At 71.1% G+C, this 19,138-nt stretch carries 14 protein-coding genes; 5 read left to right on the top strand and 9 right to left on the bottom strand.

The window, feature by feature from the left end:
• The first annotated feature begins 173 nt into the window (after positions 1-173).
• On the top strand, positions 174-1,439 hold the full coding sequence (locus M8445_RS15385; protein ID WP_273991287.1) for an AMP-binding protein: 1,266 nt from the start codon (positions 174-176) through the stop codon (positions 1,437-1,439).
• Between the two features lie 17 nt (positions 1,440-1,456).
• Here M8445_RS15385 and M8445_RS15380 read toward each other — a convergent pair whose 3' ends face one another.
• Positions 1,457-2,686, bottom strand: coding sequence for a trans-sulfuration enzyme family protein (locus M8445_RS15380; RefSeq protein ID WP_273991176.1), 1,230 nt, complete (start codon positions 2,684-2,686; stop codon positions 1,457-1,459).
• Positions 2,687-2,819: 133 nt separating this feature from the next.
• Here M8445_RS15380 and M8445_RS15375 point away from each other — a divergent pair, with 133 nt between their 5' ends.
• The gene (locus M8445_RS15375) at positions 2,820-4,211 is read left to right on the top strand and encodes an MATE family efflux transporter (RefSeq protein WP_273991175.1); all 1,392 of its coding nucleotides are present in this window, start codon (positions 2,820-2,822) and stop codon (positions 4,209-4,211) included.
• Positions 4,212-4,238: 27 nt separating this feature from the next.
• Here the strand turns inward: M8445_RS15375 and M8445_RS15370 are convergent, their stop codons facing one another.
• From M8445_RS15370 to M8445_RS15355, 4 genes are all read right to left on the bottom strand, one after another.
• Positions 4,239-5,360: a GGDEF domain-containing protein gene (locus M8445_RS15370; RefSeq protein WP_273991174.1), complete on the bottom strand. Its 1,122-nt coding sequence runs from the start codon at positions 5,358-5,360 to the stop codon at positions 4,239-4,241.
• A gap of 335 nt (positions 5,361-5,695) precedes the next feature.
• Positions 5,696-7,267, bottom strand: a complete 1,572-nt coding sequence (locus M8445_RS15365) for a glycerol-3-phosphate dehydrogenase/oxidase (RefSeq protein WP_273991173.1) — start codon at positions 7,265-7,267, stop codon at positions 5,696-5,698.
• Positions 7,268-7,666: 399 nt separating this feature from the next.
• Positions 7,667-9,166, bottom strand: a complete 1,500-nt coding sequence (glpK, locus tag M8445_RS15360) for a glycerol kinase GlpK (RefSeq protein ID WP_273991172.1) — start codon at positions 9,164-9,166, stop codon at positions 7,667-7,669.
• A gap of 75 nt (positions 9,167-9,241) precedes the next feature.
• Complete coding sequence (locus M8445_RS15355) at positions 9,242-10,072, bottom strand: MIP/aquaporin family protein (protein ID WP_273991171.1); 831 nt, start codon at positions 10,070-10,072, stop codon at positions 9,242-9,244.
• Positions 10,073-10,293: 221 nt separating this feature from the next.
• On the opposite strand from M8445_RS15355, the gene M8445_RS15350 reads away from it, so the two are divergent.
• Entirely contained in the window at positions 10,294-11,271 is a 978-nt protein-coding gene (locus M8445_RS15350; protein ID WP_273991170.1) for a sugar-binding transcriptional regulator, read from the top strand.
• A gap of 244 nt (positions 11,272-11,515) precedes the next feature.
• A complete protein-coding gene (locus tag M8445_RS15345) occupies positions 11,516-12,661 on the top strand; it encodes an HD domain-containing phosphohydrolase (protein WP_273991169.1) in 1,146 nt (381 codons plus the stop codon).
• 29 nt (positions 12,662-12,690) lie between these two features.
• Here M8445_RS15345 and M8445_RS15340 read toward each other — a convergent pair whose 3' ends face one another.
• Complete coding sequence (locus tag M8445_RS15340) at positions 12,691-13,575, bottom strand: N-acetylglucosamine kinase (protein ID WP_273991168.1); 885 nt, start codon at positions 13,573-13,575, stop codon at positions 12,691-12,693.
• A gap of 109 nt (positions 13,576-13,684) precedes the next feature.
• Here M8445_RS15340 and M8445_RS15335 point away from each other — a divergent pair, with 109 nt between their 5' ends.
• Positions 13,685-14,926 carry an MFS transporter gene (locus M8445_RS15335; RefSeq protein WP_273991167.1) on the top strand — a complete coding sequence of 414 codons (1,242 nt, stop codon included), beginning with the start codon at positions 13,685-13,687 and terminating at the stop codon, positions 14,924-14,926.
• Between the two features lie 34 nt (positions 14,927-14,960).
• On the opposite strand, the gene M8445_RS15330 is transcribed toward M8445_RS15335, so the two are convergent.
• From M8445_RS15330 to M8445_RS15320, 3 genes are read right to left on the bottom strand one after another with little or no spacing between them, the layout of a single operon-like run.
• Positions 14,961-15,974 carry an MJ1477/TM1410 family putative glycoside hydrolase gene (locus M8445_RS15330; protein ID WP_273991166.1) on the bottom strand — a complete coding sequence of 338 codons (1,014 nt, stop codon included), beginning with the start codon at positions 15,972-15,974 and terminating at the stop codon, positions 14,961-14,963.
• On the bottom strand, positions 15,956-16,771 hold the full coding sequence (locus M8445_RS15325) for an endo alpha-1,4 polygalactosaminidase (RefSeq protein ID WP_273991165.1): 816 nt from the start codon (positions 16,769-16,771) through the stop codon (positions 15,956-15,958). Before M8445_RS15325 ends, M8445_RS15330 begins: the two co-directional genes overlap by 19 nt.
• 2 nt (positions 16,772-16,773) lie before the next feature.
• Positions 16,774-19,092: an Agd3-related carbohydrate-binding protein gene (locus tag M8445_RS15320; RefSeq protein WP_273991164.1), complete on the bottom strand. Its 2,319-nt coding sequence runs from the start codon at positions 19,090-19,092 to the stop codon at positions 16,774-16,776.
• Between the last annotated feature and the right edge of the window lie 46 nt (positions 19,093-19,138).

The following is a 19,138-nucleotide window of genomic DNA, read 5'->3' as shown; positions in this document are numbered from 1 at the left end:
ACAGGACCTGCCGGATGACCGGGACGCTCCCGCGCGCCCGGCGCTAGACTGCGGGCGTTTCCCACCCCTGAACCGCCCCACTTCCCGACTGGAGGACGCCCGTGTCCGACCTGCCCGCCGATGCCGATGATCTGACTGCCGCCCCCCCCTTCTTCCAGCCGGACCGGGAGGCGATGCCCACTGCGTCCCTGCGCGCCCTGCAACTGGCGCAACTTCAGCAGATGCTGGCCCTTCAGGACGCGCGGGTCCCTGCGTACCGGGAGCGGTTCGCGCGGGCGGGCCTGACGCCCGGCGACCTGCGCAGCCTGGATGACCTGCGGGCCTTCCCATTCACGCGCAAGGACGATCTGCGCGCACACTACCCGCTGGGCCTGTGCGCCGCGCCCCGCCCCGACCTGCGCCGCATTCACGCCAGTAGCGGCACCAGCGGTAAACCCACTGTCGTCGCGTACGACCGGCACGACCTGAATGTCTTCGCGGAGGTCGTGGCGCGCAGCCTGCACGCGGCGGGCGCGCGGCCCGGCATGACCTTCCACAACGCCTACGGGTACGGGCTGTTCACGGGCGGCCTAGGCACCCACGCCGGGGCCGAGCGGCTGGGCCTGTGCACCGTCCCGGTCTCGGGCGGCGGCACCGAACGGCAACTGGACCTGCTGCTGGACCTGCAACCCGAGGTGATCGCCTGCACGCCCAGTTACGCGCTCGTGCTGGCCGAGGGACTGGAGCGGCGGGGCGTCCTTCCCGGTGACCTCGCGCTGCGCTACGCGGTGCTGGGCGCGGAACCCTGGGCGGAAAAGACCCGCCGGGCCGTGCAGGAGCGCCTGGGCGTGCGCGCCACGAACATCTACGGCCTGTCCGAGATCATCGGCCCCGGCGTCAGCAACGAGGACGTCCGCGAGCAGAGCGGCAGTTACGTCTGGGAGGATCACTTCTATCCCGAGATCGTGGACCCCCAGACAGGCGAGCCCCTGCCGGACGGCGAGTGGGGCGTGCTGATCCTGAGCTCCATGACCCGCACGGCCCTGCCACTCGTGCGCTACTGGACCGGCGACATCACGCGCCTGCTGCCCGGCCCGAACGGTACCGGGCGTACCCTGCGCCGCATGGACGCCGTGCGGGGCCGCAGTGACGACCTGATCATCCTGCGCGGCGTGAACGTGTACCCGGCGCAACTGGAGGACGCGCTGCTGCGCCTGGGGCAGACCAGTCCGCACTACCACGTCACCCTGACCCGCACCGGCCTGCTGGACGAACTGACCTTGCAACTTGAGGTGCCGGCCCCGGCCGTGTCAGCGGCCGCCTTGGCCGCCGAGGTCGAGCGGCAGGTCAAGGAGCAGGTGGGCGTGACCATCCGCTGCCAGCCCTGCGAGCCCGGCAGCCTGCCGCGCAGCGAGGGCGGCAAGCTGCGCCGCGTGACCGACCTGCGCCAGCAGCGCTGACGCGCACAGCCCCGCGTTCAGGCGCGGCTGAGGTCGCGGTCTGTGCGGGCGGGCGTCCCGACGTGGTTCAGGGCGCCCAGCACGTCGTCGATCAGGTCGGCGGGGTCTTCGATGCCCACGCTCAGGCGGACCAGTCCGGGGGTCACGCCCTGGCGGCGCAGGGCCTCGTCGCCCAGCAGGTGGTGGGTGGTGCTGCCCGGATGGCACGACAGGCTTTCCACGTCGCCCAGGCTGACCGCCTGCGTGAACAGCGTGAGGCTGTTCAGGAACGCGAACGCGGCGGCCTGGGTGCCCAGGTCGAGGCTCAGCAGGCCTCCGAAGGCGCGCATCTGGCGGCGGGCGACCTCGTGGCCCGGGTGGGTGCTCAGGCCGGGGTAGTGCAGGGCGTGCAGGGCCGGGTGGCCTTCCAGCGCGGCGGCCAGTTCGGCGGCCCCGGCGCAGTGGGCGTCCATGCGCAGCGGCAGGGTCTTCAGGCCTCGCAGGAACAGGTACGCCTCGAACGGGCCCAGGGACGCGCCCACGTGGCGCAGGCCCACGCCGCGCAGTTCGGCCAGCAGGTCGGCGGGTCCGGCGAGGACGCCGCCGATGGCGTCGCCGTGCCCGCCGAGGTACTTGGTGGCGCTGTGCATGACGAGGTTTACGCCGTGCTCGGCCGGGCGGGTCAGGGAGGGGCTGCTGAAGGTGTTGTCCGCGACGCTCAGCGCTCCGCAGGCGCGGGCCATGCGCGAGACGCGCGCGAGGTCCACGATGTTCAGGGCGGGGTTGGTGGGGGTTTCCACCCAGATCAGGCGGGTGCGGGGGCTGCACAGGGCTTCGGCGGCATTCTCGTCGGCGGCTTCGTGGACGGTCACGCCGAATTTCGCGGCGACCTCGGTCAGGAAGCCGGTGGTGCCGCCGTACAGCGGCGCGATGAAGATGACCTCGTCGCCGGGTTTCAGCAGGGTCAGGCACACGGCAGACACGGCGCCCATGCCGCTGGCGAAAGCCACGGCGTCCGGCAGGCCTTCCAGGCTGGCCACTTTTTCCTCGAAGGCGCGGACGGTGGGGTTGGTCAGGCGGGAGTAGAAGTACCCCTGTTCCTCGCCCGCGAACAGGCGCGCGCCGCGTTCGGCGCTGCCGTAGCCGAAGGTGCTGGTGGCGTAGATGGGCGTGGCGTGCGCGCCGGTGGCGGGGTCGAGGCCATGTCCGGCGTGAACGGCGCGGGTCCGGAAGCCCCGCGGGCGGGACGGGTCTGGATTGTGGGTCATGCCCCACTGTAGCGGATGGCCCTAACGAACGTTCGTTGCGTATGGGGGGAAACGTCGGTGGTGTCCAGCAGGGCGGATCACCCGCCTGCCGCCGGTTCCGGCACACCCCCCCACCCGCCGGTACACTGGCCGGATGCCGACCGATTCCCCTGCACCTTCCCCCGCGCCGGCACCCGCCCAGCCCCCCAGCGAGACCGGCACCCTGCTGCGCCTCGCCGCGCCCGTGATCGTCTCGCAGTTCAGCGTGAACGCCCTGTCCCTGATCAGCACCGCCGTGATCGGCCGCATCGGTCCGGCCGAACTGGCCGCCGTCGCCTACGGAAACGCCGCGTACTACCTGGGGTTCATCGTGCTGCTGGGCATCATGCTCTCGGTCGCGCCCCGCGTGGCCGCCGCGCACGGCGCGGGCGACCCGGCCGGCGTGGCCCGCGCCGCGCGGGCCGGACTGCTGCTCGCCGCGCTGCTCTCGGCGGCGTTCCTGCCGCTGGCGTTCCTGGCCGCGCACCTGCTCCAGACCCACGCCCCCGAGGGGCTGCGCGGCGACCTCGCTGGCCTGTACCTGCGCCTGTACGCGCTGGGCATGCCGGCCACGCTGGCGTTCAGCGCCCTGCGGGGCGCGCTGGAAGGCACCGGGCAGCCGCGCCCTGTGACCGCCATCGCGCTGGGCGGCGCGCTGCTGGCCGCCGTCCTCAGCCCCGCCCTGACCTTCGGCTGGGGGCCACTGCCGGCGCTGGGGCTGCCCGGCGCGGCCCTGACCAGCGTGCTGGTGTACTGGCTGAGCGCCGCGCTGCTGGCCGCCGTGGTCCGCACCCGCCTGCCCACCACACCCACCGAGCCGGGCGCGGTGCGCGCCGAACTGCGCGTCCTGGCCCGCCTGGGCTGGCCGATCGGCCTGACCCTGGGAGCCGAGGGGGGCCTGTTCACCGTCACCTCACTGCTGATGGCCCGCTTCGGGCCGGACGCCCTGGCCGCGCACAACGTGGCCCTCCAGGTCATCACGGCCGTGTTCATGGTCCCGCTGGGACTGGCAACCGCCACCGGCATCCGCGTCGCCCACCACCACGGTGCGGGCAACCCGCTCGCGGCCCGCCGGGTGGGCCTGCTGGGCGGCGGGATCGCCGTGCTGATCATGCTGCTCGTCAGCCTCTCGTATGTGTTCACGCCCCGTGCAGTCATCGGTGTATTCGTGAACGTGCAGGACCCCGCCAACGCCCGCCTGATCGCGCAGGCCGCCGCGTTCCTGCTGATCGCCACGCTGTTCCAGGCCTTCGACGGCCTTCAGGTCAGCATGGCCGCCTCGCTGCGCGGTCTTCAGGACACCCGCGTGCCCATGCTGATCTCGCTGGGCGCGTACTGGATCGTGGGCTTGGGCAGCGGCGTGCTGCTGGCCTTCGGCCTGGGCCTGGGCCCGCGCGGCCTGTGGTTCGGGCTGTGCGTGGGACTGATGTGTACCGCCGCGCTGCTCCTGGCCCGCTTCCTGCACCACACCCGCACGCCACTGGACGCCCTGAGCGCACCACGCTGAGAGGCGCCGGCCGGCAGGCCACGCGGATCAGAGGTTCTGTTCGCGTGGCGTGGTACTGGCTGGCGCGGTGGGGACTGGCCGGGTCTTGCCGGCCGCGTCGGAAGGCGCGCGGGCGTACAGGGCCGGGCCGAGTTGCACGCGGTCCCGCCCGGCGTCCTTGGCCTGGTACAGGCGGCGGTCCGCGATGCGTAGCAGGTCGCTGACCGAGACGACCTCACCGGAACTCGCCACGCCCAGACTGGTGGTGACAGCCGGGAGGCCCAGCACGCCGCCCGTGCGTACGGCGTGCCAAGCCTGCCCGGCGACCGCGCGGACCACGGGTGGGTCGCTGGTTTCCAGCAGGATCAGGAATTCCTCACCGCCCCAGCGGGCCACGCTGCCCTGATGGCCGACCTCGCGCTGCAGGACGCTGGCCACGCGTTGCAGCACCTGATCGCCCACGTCATGCCCGAAGGTGTCGTTCACGCGCTTGAAGTAGTCGATGTCGGCCAGCATGACCGTGAACTCCGCCCCCTCGCTGTTCAGGCTGCGTGAGAACGCCTGCTGAATGCGTTCGTACATGCCGCGCCGGTTCTCCAGTCCGGTCAGGACGTCGGTGCGCGACAGGCGGTACTGCTCCTCGGAGCGGGCGCGTTCGGCGCTGACCTGCCGCCCGAAGTACGACAGGTGAGCGATCAGCAGGGAAGCCAGCGTCAACTCGCCCAGCAGGACCACGTCACTGCCCGTGGCGACCGACAGACCCGCGAAGATGGCCAGCAGCGCAGCCGTGTAGGCCAGCGCGGCGCGGACTGGCAGCACGCTGAATGCCGCGATCACCAGGAACACGCCGGGAAAGTACGTGCGCAGCGGGATGGGTTCCTGGGTGCCCAGCAGGTGCAGCAGTTGCGTGACCACGATACCCGACGCGCCCAGCAGCACGGTGTAATCCACCAGCAGCCACGGCAGGCGCGAGAACTGTAGCAGGCCCGCCACGCCCAGGCACAGCGCCAGTCCGGCCGCCGTGCCGGGCTCGACCTGACCGCGCCCCAGATCAGTCAGGACGATCACCAGCAGCGCCGCCGCGGCCAGCAGACACACGGCCACGTATACCCGGCGGCGCAGCGGTTCCTGCGCGCGGGAGGTCGGTTGATGCGGCGTCTGCGGAAGCATGAGTACCGCAGCATACCCAAGCGGCAGACAGGATGTTGCCCTGCCTGCCGCACGCTACTGGGTGCGGGGTCATATGGGCTCCGCCTGAAGGATTGAACTGTTGTCCAAACCCGGCGGATGCGAACAGGAGAGAAGTGGATTCCGGCCTTGGAGATGGGCAGCCTGGTGCTGTGCCGGGTCGTCAACGAAACAGACGGAATCCGCAACAGGTGACGGGGCACGCCGCTGTCCGGCACGGTGAAGGCGACGGACCATGCCTGATCCGCCGCCCTCCTGTCTTTCTTTCCACCCTGGTCGCTGCCAGGGGGCGGTCCTGCCGTTGCTCGCAGGGCCGGTCAGTTCAGCACGTACCCGCTGGCCAGTTCCCTGTACGCCTGAACCTGCGCGTCCTGCCACGCGGCGTCCCGGCCGAGTTCCTCGGCCAGGATGGCTGTCACGCGCGGCGCGGCCTCGATGCTGGCACGGGCGTTCAGCAGCAGGGCGCGCAGGCGGCGCGACAGCACGTCCTCGGCGGTGCGGGCCTGCTCGGCGCGGGCGGCCCAGCGGACCTCCGCCTCGGTGTAGGGCAACTCCGGGTGCAGGGGCGTGTCCGCGCCGGGCAGCGCCTGGATGTGCGCGGCGTCCGTGCCGTACACCTGCCAGTGATCTGCCTGATGCGTGTCGGGCGCGGCGGCCCCATGCAGTTTCAGGCCAGCCGTGAGGCTCAGGCGCTGGGGCAGTCCGGCCTGCGCGGCGGCGCGGTTCACGGTGTCCTCGCCCATGCGGCGGTACGTGGTCCACTTGCCGCCGGTCAGGGTGATCAGGCCGCCGTCACTGATGCGGATCACGTGATCACGCGACAGGCTCTTGGTGTCGGTGCCCTCGGCCGCCTTCACCAGGGGGCGCAGGCCGGCGTACACGCTGCGCACGTCGGCGCGGGTGGGGGCCGGGTCCAGGTACTGCGCGGCCGTCTTCAGGATGAACTCAACTTCCTCGGGCAGCGCGCGGGGCTCCACGCTCGCCTCGGGCAGCGGCGTGTCGGTCGTGCCGATCACCACGTGATCGTGCCAGGGCACGGCGAACAGCACGCGGCCGTCGTCGGTGCGGGGCACCATGATGGCGCTGTCGCCCGGCAGGAAGCGGCGGTCCACGACCACGTGCACGCCCTGACTGGGCGAGAGCATGGGTTTCACGGCCGGGTTCTCCATGCGGCGCACGTCGTCCACGAACACGCCCGTGGCGTTCACGACGGTGCGGGCGTGCACGGCGTGCTCCTGCCCGGTTTCCTGGTCACGGAAGCGGGCGCCCGTGATCTTCCCGCCTTCCCTGATCAGGCCCACGACCGGCGCGTGGTTCAGGGCCACGCCACCGTGGTTTTCCAGGGTGCGCAGCAGGGTGATGGCCAGCCGGGCGTCGTCGAACTGCCCGTCGAAGTACAGGATGCCGCCCTTGAGCGCCTGCTTCTTCAGGGTGGGCGTGCGTTCCAGCGCCTGGGCCTTGTTCACGTACCGGCTGGCTTTCAGGTTCAGTTTCCCGGCCAGCAGGTCGTACATCTTCAGGCCGATGCCGTAGAAGGGCGCGGCCCACCACTTGTACGCGGCGATCAGGAAGCCCAGGTCATGCACGAGGTGAGGGGCGTTCTGCTTGAGCAGGCCGCGCTCGTGCAGCGCCTCGCGCACCAGGGACACGTTCCCCTGCGCGAGGTACCGCACGCCGCCGTGTACCAGTTTGGTCGAGCGGCTGCTGGTGCCCTTGGCGTAATCGTGCGATTCGAGCAGCAGCACACGGTACCCGCGTGTGGCCGCCTCGACGGCGGTGCCCAGGCCGGACGCGCCGCCCCCGATGACCAGCAGGTCCCAGGTCTGATCGGTGGTAGCGGCGCGCAGTGCGTCGGTGCGGGGGTCGGTGATGCGGGGTTGGGTGGTCATGGGTTCAACCTTCTTTCTGGAGCGTGTGGTTCGGGAAGAAGCTCAGCGTGGGTGGGAACGTACGGGCCGCTCCAGCGGGCACGTCATTCCTGATATGAACGTATGTTCGCATATCTAGAACATTTGTTCAGTAGCGTTGACTACACCATCCGGTATGGATCTCGGGCGAAGGATGGGACGAGGCTCGCCACCTGGGTAACACCGGGAGAGGGAAAGCATGTTCCGGGCGTGGAGTGAACAGCCCGGTTCTCTGCCGAGAGGAGGGCTGAACAGCTGGCCTCCCTGCGAGGCAGGTTGAGCCGGACCTGCCCCTTGAGACGCTGCTTAGCGCAAACGTCTGTCCCGGACCGCCTGCTGCCAGGGGTCCGGGACAGACGTTACCGTTCCGTCAGGTCCGGCTCAGCTGTCGGCTTCTGCCCACTCGCGGCTGCGCTCGACTGCCTTGCGCCAGCGGCGCATCAGGCGCGCGCGCTCGTCCTCTTCCATCTGCGGCTCAAAGGTGCGGTCCACCTGCCACTGACGGGTGATGTCGTCCGTGCTCTTCCAGTACCCGACGGCCAGACCCGCCAGGTACGCGGCGCCCAGCGCGGTCGTCTCCGTGACCTTCGGACGGACCACCGGCACGCCCAGAATGTCGGCCTGGAACTGCATCATCAGGTTGTTGTTGCTGGCCCCGCCGTCCACGCGCAGCTCCTTGAGAGGCGCGCCGCTGTCCTGCTGCATGGCGTCAAGCAGTTCCGCCGACTGGAACGCAATGCTTTCCAGGGCCGCGCGGGCAATGTGCGCGGCGGTCGTGCCGCGCGTCAGGCCCACCATGGTGCCGCGAGCGTAGCTGTCCCAGTACGGCGCGCCCAGCCCCACGAAGGCTGGGACCAGGAACACGCCGTCACTGTCGGGCACGCTGGTCGCCAGGGCTTCAACCTCGGTGCTCGAGCGGATGATGCCCAGCCCGTCACGCAGCCACTGCACCACGGCGCCCGCCACGAAGACCGAGCCTTCCAGTGCGTAGGTGCGCTGGCCGTCCAGCTGCCACGCAACGGTGGTCAGCAGCTTGTTCTGGCTGGGAACGGCTTCCTGCGCGGTGTTCATCAGCATGAAGCAGCCGGTGCCGTAGGTGTTCTTCGCCATGCCGCGTTCCAGGCAGGCCTGCCCGAAGGTCGCGGCCTGTTGATCCCCGGCGATCCCGGCAATCTTCACGCGGGCGCCCAGCAGGCCTTCGGCGGTCTCGCCGTACACCTCCGAGGAGTTCCGGACTTCGGGCAGCAGGGCGCGCGGCACGTTCAGCAGCGCGAGCAGTTCGTCGTCCCACTCGCCGGTGTGGATGTTGTACAGCAGCGTGCGGCTGGCGTTCGTGGCGTCCGTGATGTGCAGTTCGCCCCCCGTCAGGTTGAAGATCAGCCAGGAATCCACCGTCCCGAAGGCCAGTTCGCCGCGCTCGGCCCTTTCGCGGGCGCCGTCCACGTGATCGAGAATCCACTTGACCTTGGTGCCGCTGAAGTAAGCGTCGATCAGCAGGCCGGTCTTCTGCTGGATCATCTCGGCGCGGCCGGCGGCGCGCAGGGCGTCGCACTCGCTGGCGGTCCGGCGGTCCTGCCAGACGATGGCGTTGTGGATGGGTTTGCCGGTCGCGCGGTCCCACACGACCACCGTCTCGCGCTGGTTGGTGATGCCGATGGCGGCGATATCACTGGCCTTCAGGCCCGCGCCGCTGATGGCTTCCTGCGCCACGCCGATCTGGGTGCTCCAGATCTCGTTGGCGTCGTGTTCCACCCAGCCGGGCCGGGGGAAGATCTGCCGGAATTCCTTCTGCGCGGTGCGGACGATGTTGGCGTCCTGATCGAAGACGATGGCGCGGCTGCTGGTGGTGCCCTGGTCGAGGGCGAGAATGAATTTACTCATGATGGACTCCTGTGCGGCTCCCTGGGGGCCTGAAAAGGGGCGGGTCTGTGGGCCGGGCGGGGGCCGGCCCCGGGTTCAGCGGCGCGTGTCGGCGTTGTAGGCGGGATCGGCACCCTGGAGGCCCTGGTGGGCCTCACCCGCTTTCAGCAGGGGTTTACCGATGAACGTGTCGTAGATCAGGGCTCCGATCACCGCTCCGACGAGCGGCCCGATCACGGGGACCAGCCACACGCCGTTCTCGAATCCGGTGTTGCGGAAGCCTGCGATCAGGGCGAACAGGCGCGGGCCCAGGTCGCGGGCCGGGTTAATGGCGTAGCCGTGCATGCCGCCGAAGCTGATGCCGATCGCCATGACCACGAACGCCACCGCCAGCCCCCCCCAGGCCGCTCCGGCCGGGTTGTTCAGTTTGTCGCCGATGGCGAGGATCAGTGCCATGAGCAGCGCGGTGCCGACCACCTGATCGATGAAGCCGGGCCAGAAGCCGGGCACGGCCGGGAAGGTGCTGAAGATGCCGGTGGTGTTGTCGAGCTGCGGGTCGAATCCCAGCCACTTGGCGTGATAGACAGCGAAGACGATGGCGGCGCCTAGGAACGCACCGATGAACTGCCCGGCGATGTAGTGGGGCGCCTTGGCCCACGGGAAGCGGCCGGTGACGGCCAGCGCCACGGTGACGGCCGGGTTCAGGTGCGCTCCGCTGATGGTGCCGGAGATGAAGATGCCCATCAGGACCGCGAAGCCCCAGCCGAGCGTGATGTTGGTGTATCCGCCGTTGACGATCTGTCCGGGGATCGCGGGGTCGGTCGCCTGGAACAGGACGACCATGGCGACCACACCACAACCGAAGAGGATGAGGACCATGGTGCCGAGTAATTCAGCCATGAACTCCTGAGACGCTTTGAATACCATGCCTTCCTCCTGTACGGGCAGTCGCCGTCAACAGGTGCCCTGAGGTCGTTCAGACCGTATGGGACGCCTGTGGTGTGCGGACTGTGACCGCAATCAATTGTTGATGCGGTCATGTTGCCCGACGGATGAACGATTGTCAACATCTTATGAACGTTTGTTCAAGCCTGTTCCGGGCCCGGCAGACTTCTTGCCCCACCCGACCCTCAATCAACCTGCCGCGTATGCTGCGGGGCGTGAACGACGCCATCACGGACACCCAGGCCGCGCGGGTCGCCCGCCTGTACTACGTCCAGGGCCTGACCACCGACGCCATCGCCCGCGAACTCGGCCTGTCCCGCCCCAAGGTGTCGCGGCTGCTCTCGCACGCCCGCCGCACCGGACTGGTCGAGATCCGCATCCACGACCCGCAGGCGCAGCCGCAGAGCCTCGAAGCGCAGCTGCGCGCCGCGTACCCCTTCCTGACCCCGCACGTGGTCAGCGTGCCGCCGGGCAGTCCGGAATCCGTGTGGCTCGAGCGCGTCTCGGTCGCCAGTGCCACCCTGCTGGGGCAGACGCTACGGCCAGGTCAGACCGTCGGGCTCGCCTGGGGCACCACCCTGGACGCCGTGTCCCGCTGCCTGACTCCCCGCCACATTCCCGACCTGCAGTTCGTGCAGCTGAACGGCAGCGCCAACGCCCGCGACTTCATGAGCGGCTTCGTGACCGACACCGTCACCCGCTTTGCCAGCAACTACGGCGCGCGCGCCCACCTGTTCCCGGTGCCCACCTTCTTCGACGATCCCGCCACCCGGCAGGCCATGTGGCGCGAACGCAGCGTCCGCCACGTCCTGGACCTGCAAGAAGGCGCAGACGTGCTGCTGTACTCCGTCGGCGCGGCCGGCGCGAACCTGCCCAGCCACGTGTACGTCGCCGGGTACCTCGACCCGGCCGATCAGCAGGCCCTGACCGAGCAGGGTGTCGCCGGTGACATTGCCACCGTGTTCTTCCGCGCCGACGGCACCTTCGGCGGTATTCCCATGAACGCCCGCAGCAGTGGCCCGGACCTGACCCTGACCCAGCGGGCCACGCAGTCCATCTGCATCGTCAGTGGCCTCGGCAAGGTTCAGGCCCTGCGCGCCGCACTGGCCGGCGAGCTGATGAACACCCTGATCGTGGACGAGATCACGGCCCGCGACCTGCTGGGCACCCACGCCACCTGAGGGCAGCACATGCGGGCAGCCACCGGCCGGAAAAGACCGGTCCTCCTGCCCCGGCCTTCCCATCCGCCGGGGGCGCCTGCGGCTGCTGATACGGACTCCGATTGAATGGTTTGCAAAACCGTTCAAGCCGAGCGGACTTGTAGAGCTGCGCCGCAGAGCGAGTGGGAGACAGACGGAATCCGTAGGACCTGACCGCCGTGGAATGCCGCACAGACGCTCCGGCGAGTGCGCGATACTGTGGACCATGAATCTTGCCCCGACCGACCGCGGCGCTGATGGAACCGTGGTACCGGACCGCGAGAAGGACGCGCGGGACCTGCTGAACCTCACGGCTCTCGCCCTGGGTGCCCGTGACATCGCCAGTGGCGTCACGCCCACCCTGGAAAAACTGGTGCGGGACACCGCCGCCGGCGGCTCGGCGTACTTTCAGGCGGACCGCCGCCTGCTGGCTTTCCGGGTGCGCGCCGCGACCGGCGAGATGCCGCAGACGCCCGGCATGCAGGCCGTCGCCGCGCACGGCCTGCCCGGCGACACTCCACTGATGGTGGCCTTGCAGGGCAGCGCCTCACCCCTGTTCTACGACGACACCCGCCTGAGCCCCGACACCCTGGGATTCCCGGAACTGGGTGTCGCCAGCCTCGCGGCCGCGCCCGTCCGGGACGCGCAGGGGCAGCTGCTCGGCGCGTTCCTGATGCATACCTTCGAGGCGCACGTGTGGCAGCGCGAGGAGGCCACGCTGTTCAGCATGATCAGCAGCACGATTGCCGCGCTGGCCGGCCGCCTGGTCGCCGAGGAGGAAGTGCGGGTCACGCGCGAGTCGGCCCTGCGGGCGCTGGGGCTGGCGCTGGAAGCGCGCGACGGTGAAACGCAGGGGCACACGGACCGGGTGACCAGTCTGGCCGTCCGCTTCGCCGACCGGCTGGGCTGGACGGAACAGCAGCGGGAGGCGCTGCGCTGGGGAGCGTACCTGCACGACATCGGCAAGATCGCCATTCCTGACGCCGTGCTGCTCAAACCCGGCCTGCTGGACCCTGAGGAGCGCGCCTCGATGTGCTCGCACGTTCAGGCGGGCGTGCGGTTCGCGCATGCCCTGCAGTTCCTGCCGCCCGGCGCCCTGTCCGTTATTCAGGACCACCATGAACGCTGGGACGGCAGCGGCTACCCGCGCCGCGTGGCCGCGCAGGCCATCAGCCTCCAGGGGCGCCTGTTCGCGCTGTGCGACGTGTACGACGCCCTGACCAGTCCCCGACCCTACAAGGCCGCCTGGACGCACGAACGGGCCATCAGCGAGATCCGCACGCAGGCCGGACGGCAGTTCGACCCGGCCCTCGTGGAACCCTTCGTGGAACTGACCGAGACGGTGTCGACCGGTCCCGGCCAGGACGCCTGACCCGACCGGACATCGGCCCGGACACCAGCTCAGTCGCCGTACTGCGCGCCGGCGTACCGGGCGGCGGCGTCGGCGTGCTCGCGTTGCTGCACGTTCACGCCGGGCAGCGCGCGGCCCAGCGCGGCGGCCATCAGCGGTGAGCGCAGCGCCCCCCCAGTCGCGGTGACGGGCAGTGCGCCCACCTGCTCCTGCACGCGCCGCGCGAGTTCGGCCAGCGCCTGCGCGGCCTCCTCGATCAGGTGCGCGGCGACCGGGTCGCCCTGCTCGGCGGCGCGGGACACGGCCGGTGCCAGCCGCGCCACGGCCGCCGCGCCCGGCTGTCCGTACGTGAAGGCCCGCAGCGTGTCCCAGTCGGTGCCGCCGCTGATGGCGTGCACCTCGCGCGCCAGGACCGAGTCGGGTTCCTGCCCCCGGTCGAGCGCCTCGGTCAGGACGCGCAGCGCCGCGCGGCCCAGGCTGAAGCCCGCGCCGTCATCCCCGATGCGGTAGCCGCGCCCGCCCGCGCGGACGACCTCACCGCTGCGGGCCACGTGGTACGCGATGCTGCCCGTCCCGGCGTACAGCAGCACGCCCGCGCCGGGCGCGAGGTGCGCGCGGTACGCGAGGTCCAGGTCGCCTTCCAGGCTCAGGTGCGCGGCGTTCATGCCCAGCGCGCCCGCCAGGGCGTCCCGCACGGCGGCGGCCTGCTCCGTCCCGGCGCTCAGGCCCGGCACTCCGGCGTGCGCGGCGTCCGCGCGGCCCGGCACGGCCGCTTTCAGTTCGGCCAGGGCGTCGTCCCCGGCGGGCGTGCCCACGAGCGGGGCGGTGAGGGGCGCGGTGCGGCCGTCCGCCACGCGCTGCCCGGCGCGGAACAGCACCCACTTGGTCCCGCTTCCACCGGCGTCCAGGCCCAGCAGCAGGGGAGGGCGGGTCAAGAATTCACCAGAGAGCGTTGCATCGCAGGCATTGTGACACTTCCGCCCCGTGCCTGTGCGTCCGGTCGCCCGCTGAACCGGGTGCAGGCCGCGTGCTACGGTCGGGGACGTGCCTCCTGACCGCGCCCACCACGAGGTCCGTGCCCCCGACTCCCGGCGCTGGCTGGCCCTGGGCCTGCTGGCCGCCGCCGTGGTCCTGAGCATGTCTCCGTGGTTCTCGGCCGCCGCGGTGATCGGGCAGCTGCGCGCCGAGTGGAGCGTGACCGACCGCGCCTCGGCGTGGTTGACGCTGGCCGTGCAACTGGGATTCGTGCTGGGCGCCGTCCTGAGCGCCGCACTGAACCTGCCGGACCGGATCGATGCGCGCCGCCTGATCGCCGCCGGTTCCCTGGCCGCCGCCGCCGCGAACGCCGCGTTGCTGCTCGCGCACGGCCCGCTGGCGGGCACGTTGCTGCGCGCCCTGACCGGCGCGGCTCTGGCGCTGGTGTACCCCGTGACCCTGAAACTCATGAGTGCGCACTTCACGCGTGGGCGTGGGCTGGCGCTGGGCGTGATGGTCGGCGCGCTCACGCTGGGCAGCGCCCTGCCGCACCTCGTGAACGGCCTGGGCGGCGCGGACTGGCGCGCCGTGATCACGGTCACCAGCGTCCTGGCGGCCCTGGGCGGCCTGCTGGCCCTGACTGTGCCCCCCGCACCCGGCGGGGCGCAGGCCAGGGCGGCCCCCTTCCAGCCGGGCCGGGCGTGGCAGGCCGTCACGCGCGGCGGCGTGGGCCTGAGCACCCTGGGGTACCTAGGGCACATGTGGGAGCTGTACGCCATGTGGACGTGGTTTGCCGTGTACTACGCCGCGCAGTTGACCGGACCCGGCGGCGCGGCCCGCGCGGCTCTCGCCACGGCGCTGGTCGTGGGCGTGGGCGCACTGGGTTGCGTGCTGGGCGGCGTACTGGGCGACCGCTGGGGCCGCACGCGCCTGACCACCCTGGCGATGTTGCTCTCGGGCGGCTCGGCGCTGATGCTGGCCGCCCTGACCTTCCTGCACGCCGCTCCCGCCCTGATTCTGACCGTCAGCGTGTTCTGGGGCCTGTGGATCATCGCGGACAGCGCGCAGTTCAGTACGGTCGTCAGCGAGATCGCCGATCCCCGTTTCGTGGGCACCGCCCTGACCGCGCAACTGGCCCTGGGCTTCACGCTGACCGCTGTGAGCATCGCGCTGGTGCCGGTTTTGGTCAGCGCGGCCGGGTGGCCCGCCGTGTTCGCCGTGCTGGCCGCCGGGCCGCTGCTGGGCGCGTGGGCTATGCAGCGGCTCGCCCGCCACCCGGACGCCCGGCGAATCGCCGGTGGGCGCGGGTAGCCGGGCCGAACCGGCAACCCGGTCAGCGGCTCCGTCAGCGGCCGGGCGTCAGGACGTCCACGTTGCGCACGGTCACGTAGGGGACCAGTCCGGCGGCGCGGGCGCGGGCGTACAGCTGCGTGATCAGCGGCTCGCGGTCGGCGTACTCGATGGTGAACACGGGCTTGCCGCGCGCCTTCCACTGCGCGTAGTCGGCCAGCAGTTGCGTCTGCCGTTCGGGTTCGGTGGGCGTGTTCATGGCGTACATGAAGGTCTCCTCGTTGCCCAGGGCGTCCACGCACGGCACGTAACGCGGGTCGCGGATCAGGCCCGAGGCGTTCTGCGGAACGATCAGGAAGTCCGGGTCGCGGGCGTGGGCGTGCGCGGCGATGCGGCACACCCACGTGACCATGTCCGCCTGCGCGTCCGGGTTCTGCGGGTTGCGGTAGTAGGCGTCCACGAGGTCCATGTACACGCCGTCGAACCCGGAATCCATCAGGCGGTCCAGGCTGCGCAGCACGGTCGCCTGCCAGTCCGGGTGCCAGTACGCCACGTTGAAACTGCCCGGCCAGTCCGGGTCCTCCTGAAGCAGCCACGCGGGCGGATTGGTCTTCCAGCCGGGCTGCCAGTACGGGCGGTAACTCTCGGCCGCGCCGATGCTCAGGTACCCGAGCAGCAGGCGGTCATCCTGGCCGGCACGGGCGGTGGCGGTCCGCAATTCGGCGGTCGGCCACGGCACGCCGTAGTCGTCCCCGGCGTCCACGACCACCAGATCGAAACTGGAAGCCGCAACCGGCTCCAGGCGCGCCGGAATATAGTTGGTGAGCTGGTACCCCCAGCTGCGGGCGGCGTGCAGGCGGGCCTGCCGGGTCGTGCTCCCGGAGGCAGGCGGCGTGGGCACAGGCGGAGCGGTAACTGGTGGAGTGGTGACCGGCGGTGTGGCGCTGGGCGGCGTGCTGGGCTGGTTATCCGCGCCCGCTCCGGCGGCGCAGGCGACCAGCAGCAGGCCCGGCAGCATCCGGAGTGCCAGAGCCAGCAGGGACGGGCGGGTCAGGTGTGGTCGGTACATGGCGGCCCTCCGGATGTCAGGACTGGGTGGGTGGGCGTGGGTGCGTGCGGGTCGGCTGGCCGGGAGAGGGTCCGGTCGGTCACGAAGGTGCTCAGGCCGTACGCGGTGGCGCGGGCGTGCGCGGCGGCCGCCAGTTCCGGCGTGTCCGCGTAGTCCAGCGCGTCCACCGGCAGGCTGTGGCGGCGCACTTCCCGCAGCCAGTGCGCGGTGTACGCCATCCCGTCCGGCGGGTGCAGGGCCGGGGCGGGGGCGTGGGTGGTGCTGAACGCCTCGAACAGCACGCCGTCAAGCAGCGGCGCCAGTTCCGGCAGCAGTGCGAAGCCCCGGTTGCCGGTCAGCGTCGCGTGCGGCCAGTGGGCGCGCAGGGTCCGGATCAGCGCCAGTGTCCCGGTCGGGTCGGCGCTGTCCAGGGTGTCCAGCAGCAGGCCGTCCGTGTGCGCCAGGGCCTGCGCGGCCCGCTCCAGCAGCACCTGCTGCCACTGCGGGTGGCGGACGTCCACGCTCACGCTGCCCCAGGCGGGGTTCACCTGAAGGTGATACGGGGCGGTGCCGGGCACGCAGGGCCACTCGCCCAGCGGGTGGTCCTCGCCCACGCTCAGGTACCCCAGTACCTGCGCCGTGCGCCGCAGCGCCCGCAGCTCTCCGGGGCTGTATAGCCCGGCCTGAACGGCCACACGTTCATGGCCGGCCAGGGCGCGCAGCGCGGTGGGCGTGGGCGGCCCGTAGTACACCGCCAGCGCCGTTCGCTGCGCCGCGCCGACCGGTTCAGCCGGGGACGGGGGGGCCGGGAGGGACACGCTCAGCGGGGCGTGACGGGCACGGTCGTGCCAGCCGAACCGACCGTGAACTGCGCCATGCGCCGCCCGGCATACACCTCGGTCTTCTGGGTGGCACTGGCCGCCGCGCCGCTCAGGAACACGAAGCGGCTGGCCGCGCCGCTGCGCTGCACCTGCACGGTGTTCAGCTTACGGTCGAAGACCGCCACGACGCTGCCCTTGTCCCCCTCGTAGCGGGTGCGGGCGTCCACGTACAGGCCCAGCGAGTTCCAGTTCAGGGTGTTCAGCGGCAGCGTCGAGTACCCCGAGTACGTGTCCAGCAGCGCCCTGACCCAGTCGGTCGCGAGGCTGCGACCCGGCGCGTACTCCTTCAGGTTGCCCTGGTGCATGTAGTGCGGCCACGCCGTGCCACTGAGCAGGTGAATCACGCTGATGCCCACGTCCTGCGCCAGGAACTCGTCGTAGTTCAGGTTCTTCGGCCAGTACGGGGCGGTCCCGCTGGGGCCGAACACGGCGTTGTACTGCCCGGTCGCCTCGTCGGGCGCGGTGGTGTTGTACGCCACGCTGTTCGGCCAGCGGGGCACCAGCAGCGTCAGGGGGTTCAGGGGGCTGGTCACGCCGCAGTTCGGGCACTGCGGGTCCCACTGGCTGGGCACCGAGTGGTTCGAGGCGACGTACCGCATGCCCATCAGGCTGGTCGCCTGCATCAGCTCGCGGTTGCCGGCGTTCAGGCCGTAATCCACCTTGTTCTGCCCGGCGGCGGGCGAGTACCAGCCCAGCCCCGAGTGTTCCGGCGTGACCACGGCGCGCAGGCTCATGGGCAGGCGCATGTACGAGCCGATCAGGGCGTTCTGGTACAGCTGCGTGAACGCGTCGCTGCGGTTCATGGTGTCCATGTTCAGGTGGTCACGCGAGTGGTTCACCCAGTCGAAGGAGTTCGCCAGGCACTTGGTCACGGCGCTCAGCGGGTCCGCCACGCTGGCGGCGGGCGCGCAGGTGTTCGGGGCGGTCACGTCGGCTCCCAGGCCGTTGAAGGCCTGCGCGTACCGGAAGTTCGGGGCGGCCGGGTACTGCGTGCGCACGGCACTCTGCTGGTCGCGCAGGCTCAGGGCGTCGCTGCCGCGCAGGCGGAAATCGCGGGGCACGATCTTGCCCGTGGTCGGGTCGAACCGGTCGGCGTACAGGAACCAGTCGTCGATGTCCACCTGCAGGAAGCGGCGGTACTCGCCCAGGTGCACGCCGCGCGTGAGCCACTGGATGAGGCCGTCGCCCAGCAGTTGCGTGTGCAGCAGGTACGGGTTCTGCGCCATGGTCAGCAGCATCCGCTCGCGTCCGTCGGGGCTGGTGCTGGTCGCGGCCAGGACGTTGCCGCCCGCGTCGGTCAGGACGGGCGTGGTGGTCACGCCGGGCACCGCCTCCAGGCGGGAGGGGTAGTTGTACGCGTAGCGCACGGGCACCGCGCCGGTCAGGTCCGCGAATACGGCCTTCCCGGCGGGCGTGACAGTCAGGTCAGCTGCACTGCTCGCCAGTTCTGGCGCGGCCCGCAGGCCGTAGTCTTCCGGCGAGGCCTGCGGGTACCCGAACAGCGCCAGTTGCCGCGCCCCGAAGGTGCGTTCGTACTCGAACAGCGTGCTCCACTCGTCGGTGTTCAGGGCGCTCTCGTAGTAGCCGGGGCGGGTTTCGGTGGTCAGGGCGTTACTGGTCAGCACGACCGCCTGATACCGGCCGGTGCCGTCCGGGGCGACCAGCGCGGCGGCGTCCAGCGGCGCGGTCGTGGCGTCCAGCGTGGTGAAGGGAATGCCGTGCGCCTGCAGCAGCGCCCGCGCGCTGGGCAGTCCGAAATCGGCCGCTCCGGCGTGCAGGATCAGCACCTGAAGTTGCGTGCGGTCCGGGGTCAGGGTCACGCCGCTCAGGCCGCTGGGGGCTGCCTGGGCACGCAGCGAGCCCGGCACGCGGGTCTCGCCCAGCCGGGCGCTGGCCGCCGCCTGCTGCGCCGAGTCGCGCAGCTGCTGACCGGCGATCAGCGTGGGCGCGTAGGGTTCGTCCGGGAGGTCCACGTCGGGCTGCACGTACGCGCCGTCCCCGCTGGCCGTGACCGGGTCGCCGTAGTGCGTGATCTCGGAGAGGTCCACGTTCCCGGAGGTCAGTTTCGCCTCGATGGCTTCCGGGGTCAGGGCCGCCGTGTCCGGGACCGGCGCCGGTGCCGGCGCGCCCTGCTGCCCTCCCCCGCAGGCACTCAGGGTCAGGGCCAGCAGCAGCAGGGCGCTGCGCGGCCCCAGGCGGCGGGGACGGGGGGGATGGGCGCTACGGTCGGTGGGGCGGACGGGCTTGAGGGTAGGCATGGGTTCAGAACTCCGGGGAAGGGGGCAAGGGGGCGGGCGCGTGACC

This window comes from Deinococcus aquaticus (assembly GCF_028622095.1).
Lineage (GTDB): Bacteria > Deinococcota > Deinococci > Deinococcales > Deinococcaceae > Deinococcus > Deinococcus aquaticus.
Note: the sequence above shows the minus strand (reverse complement) of the source record. Positions and strands in the feature narration are given on the sequence as shown.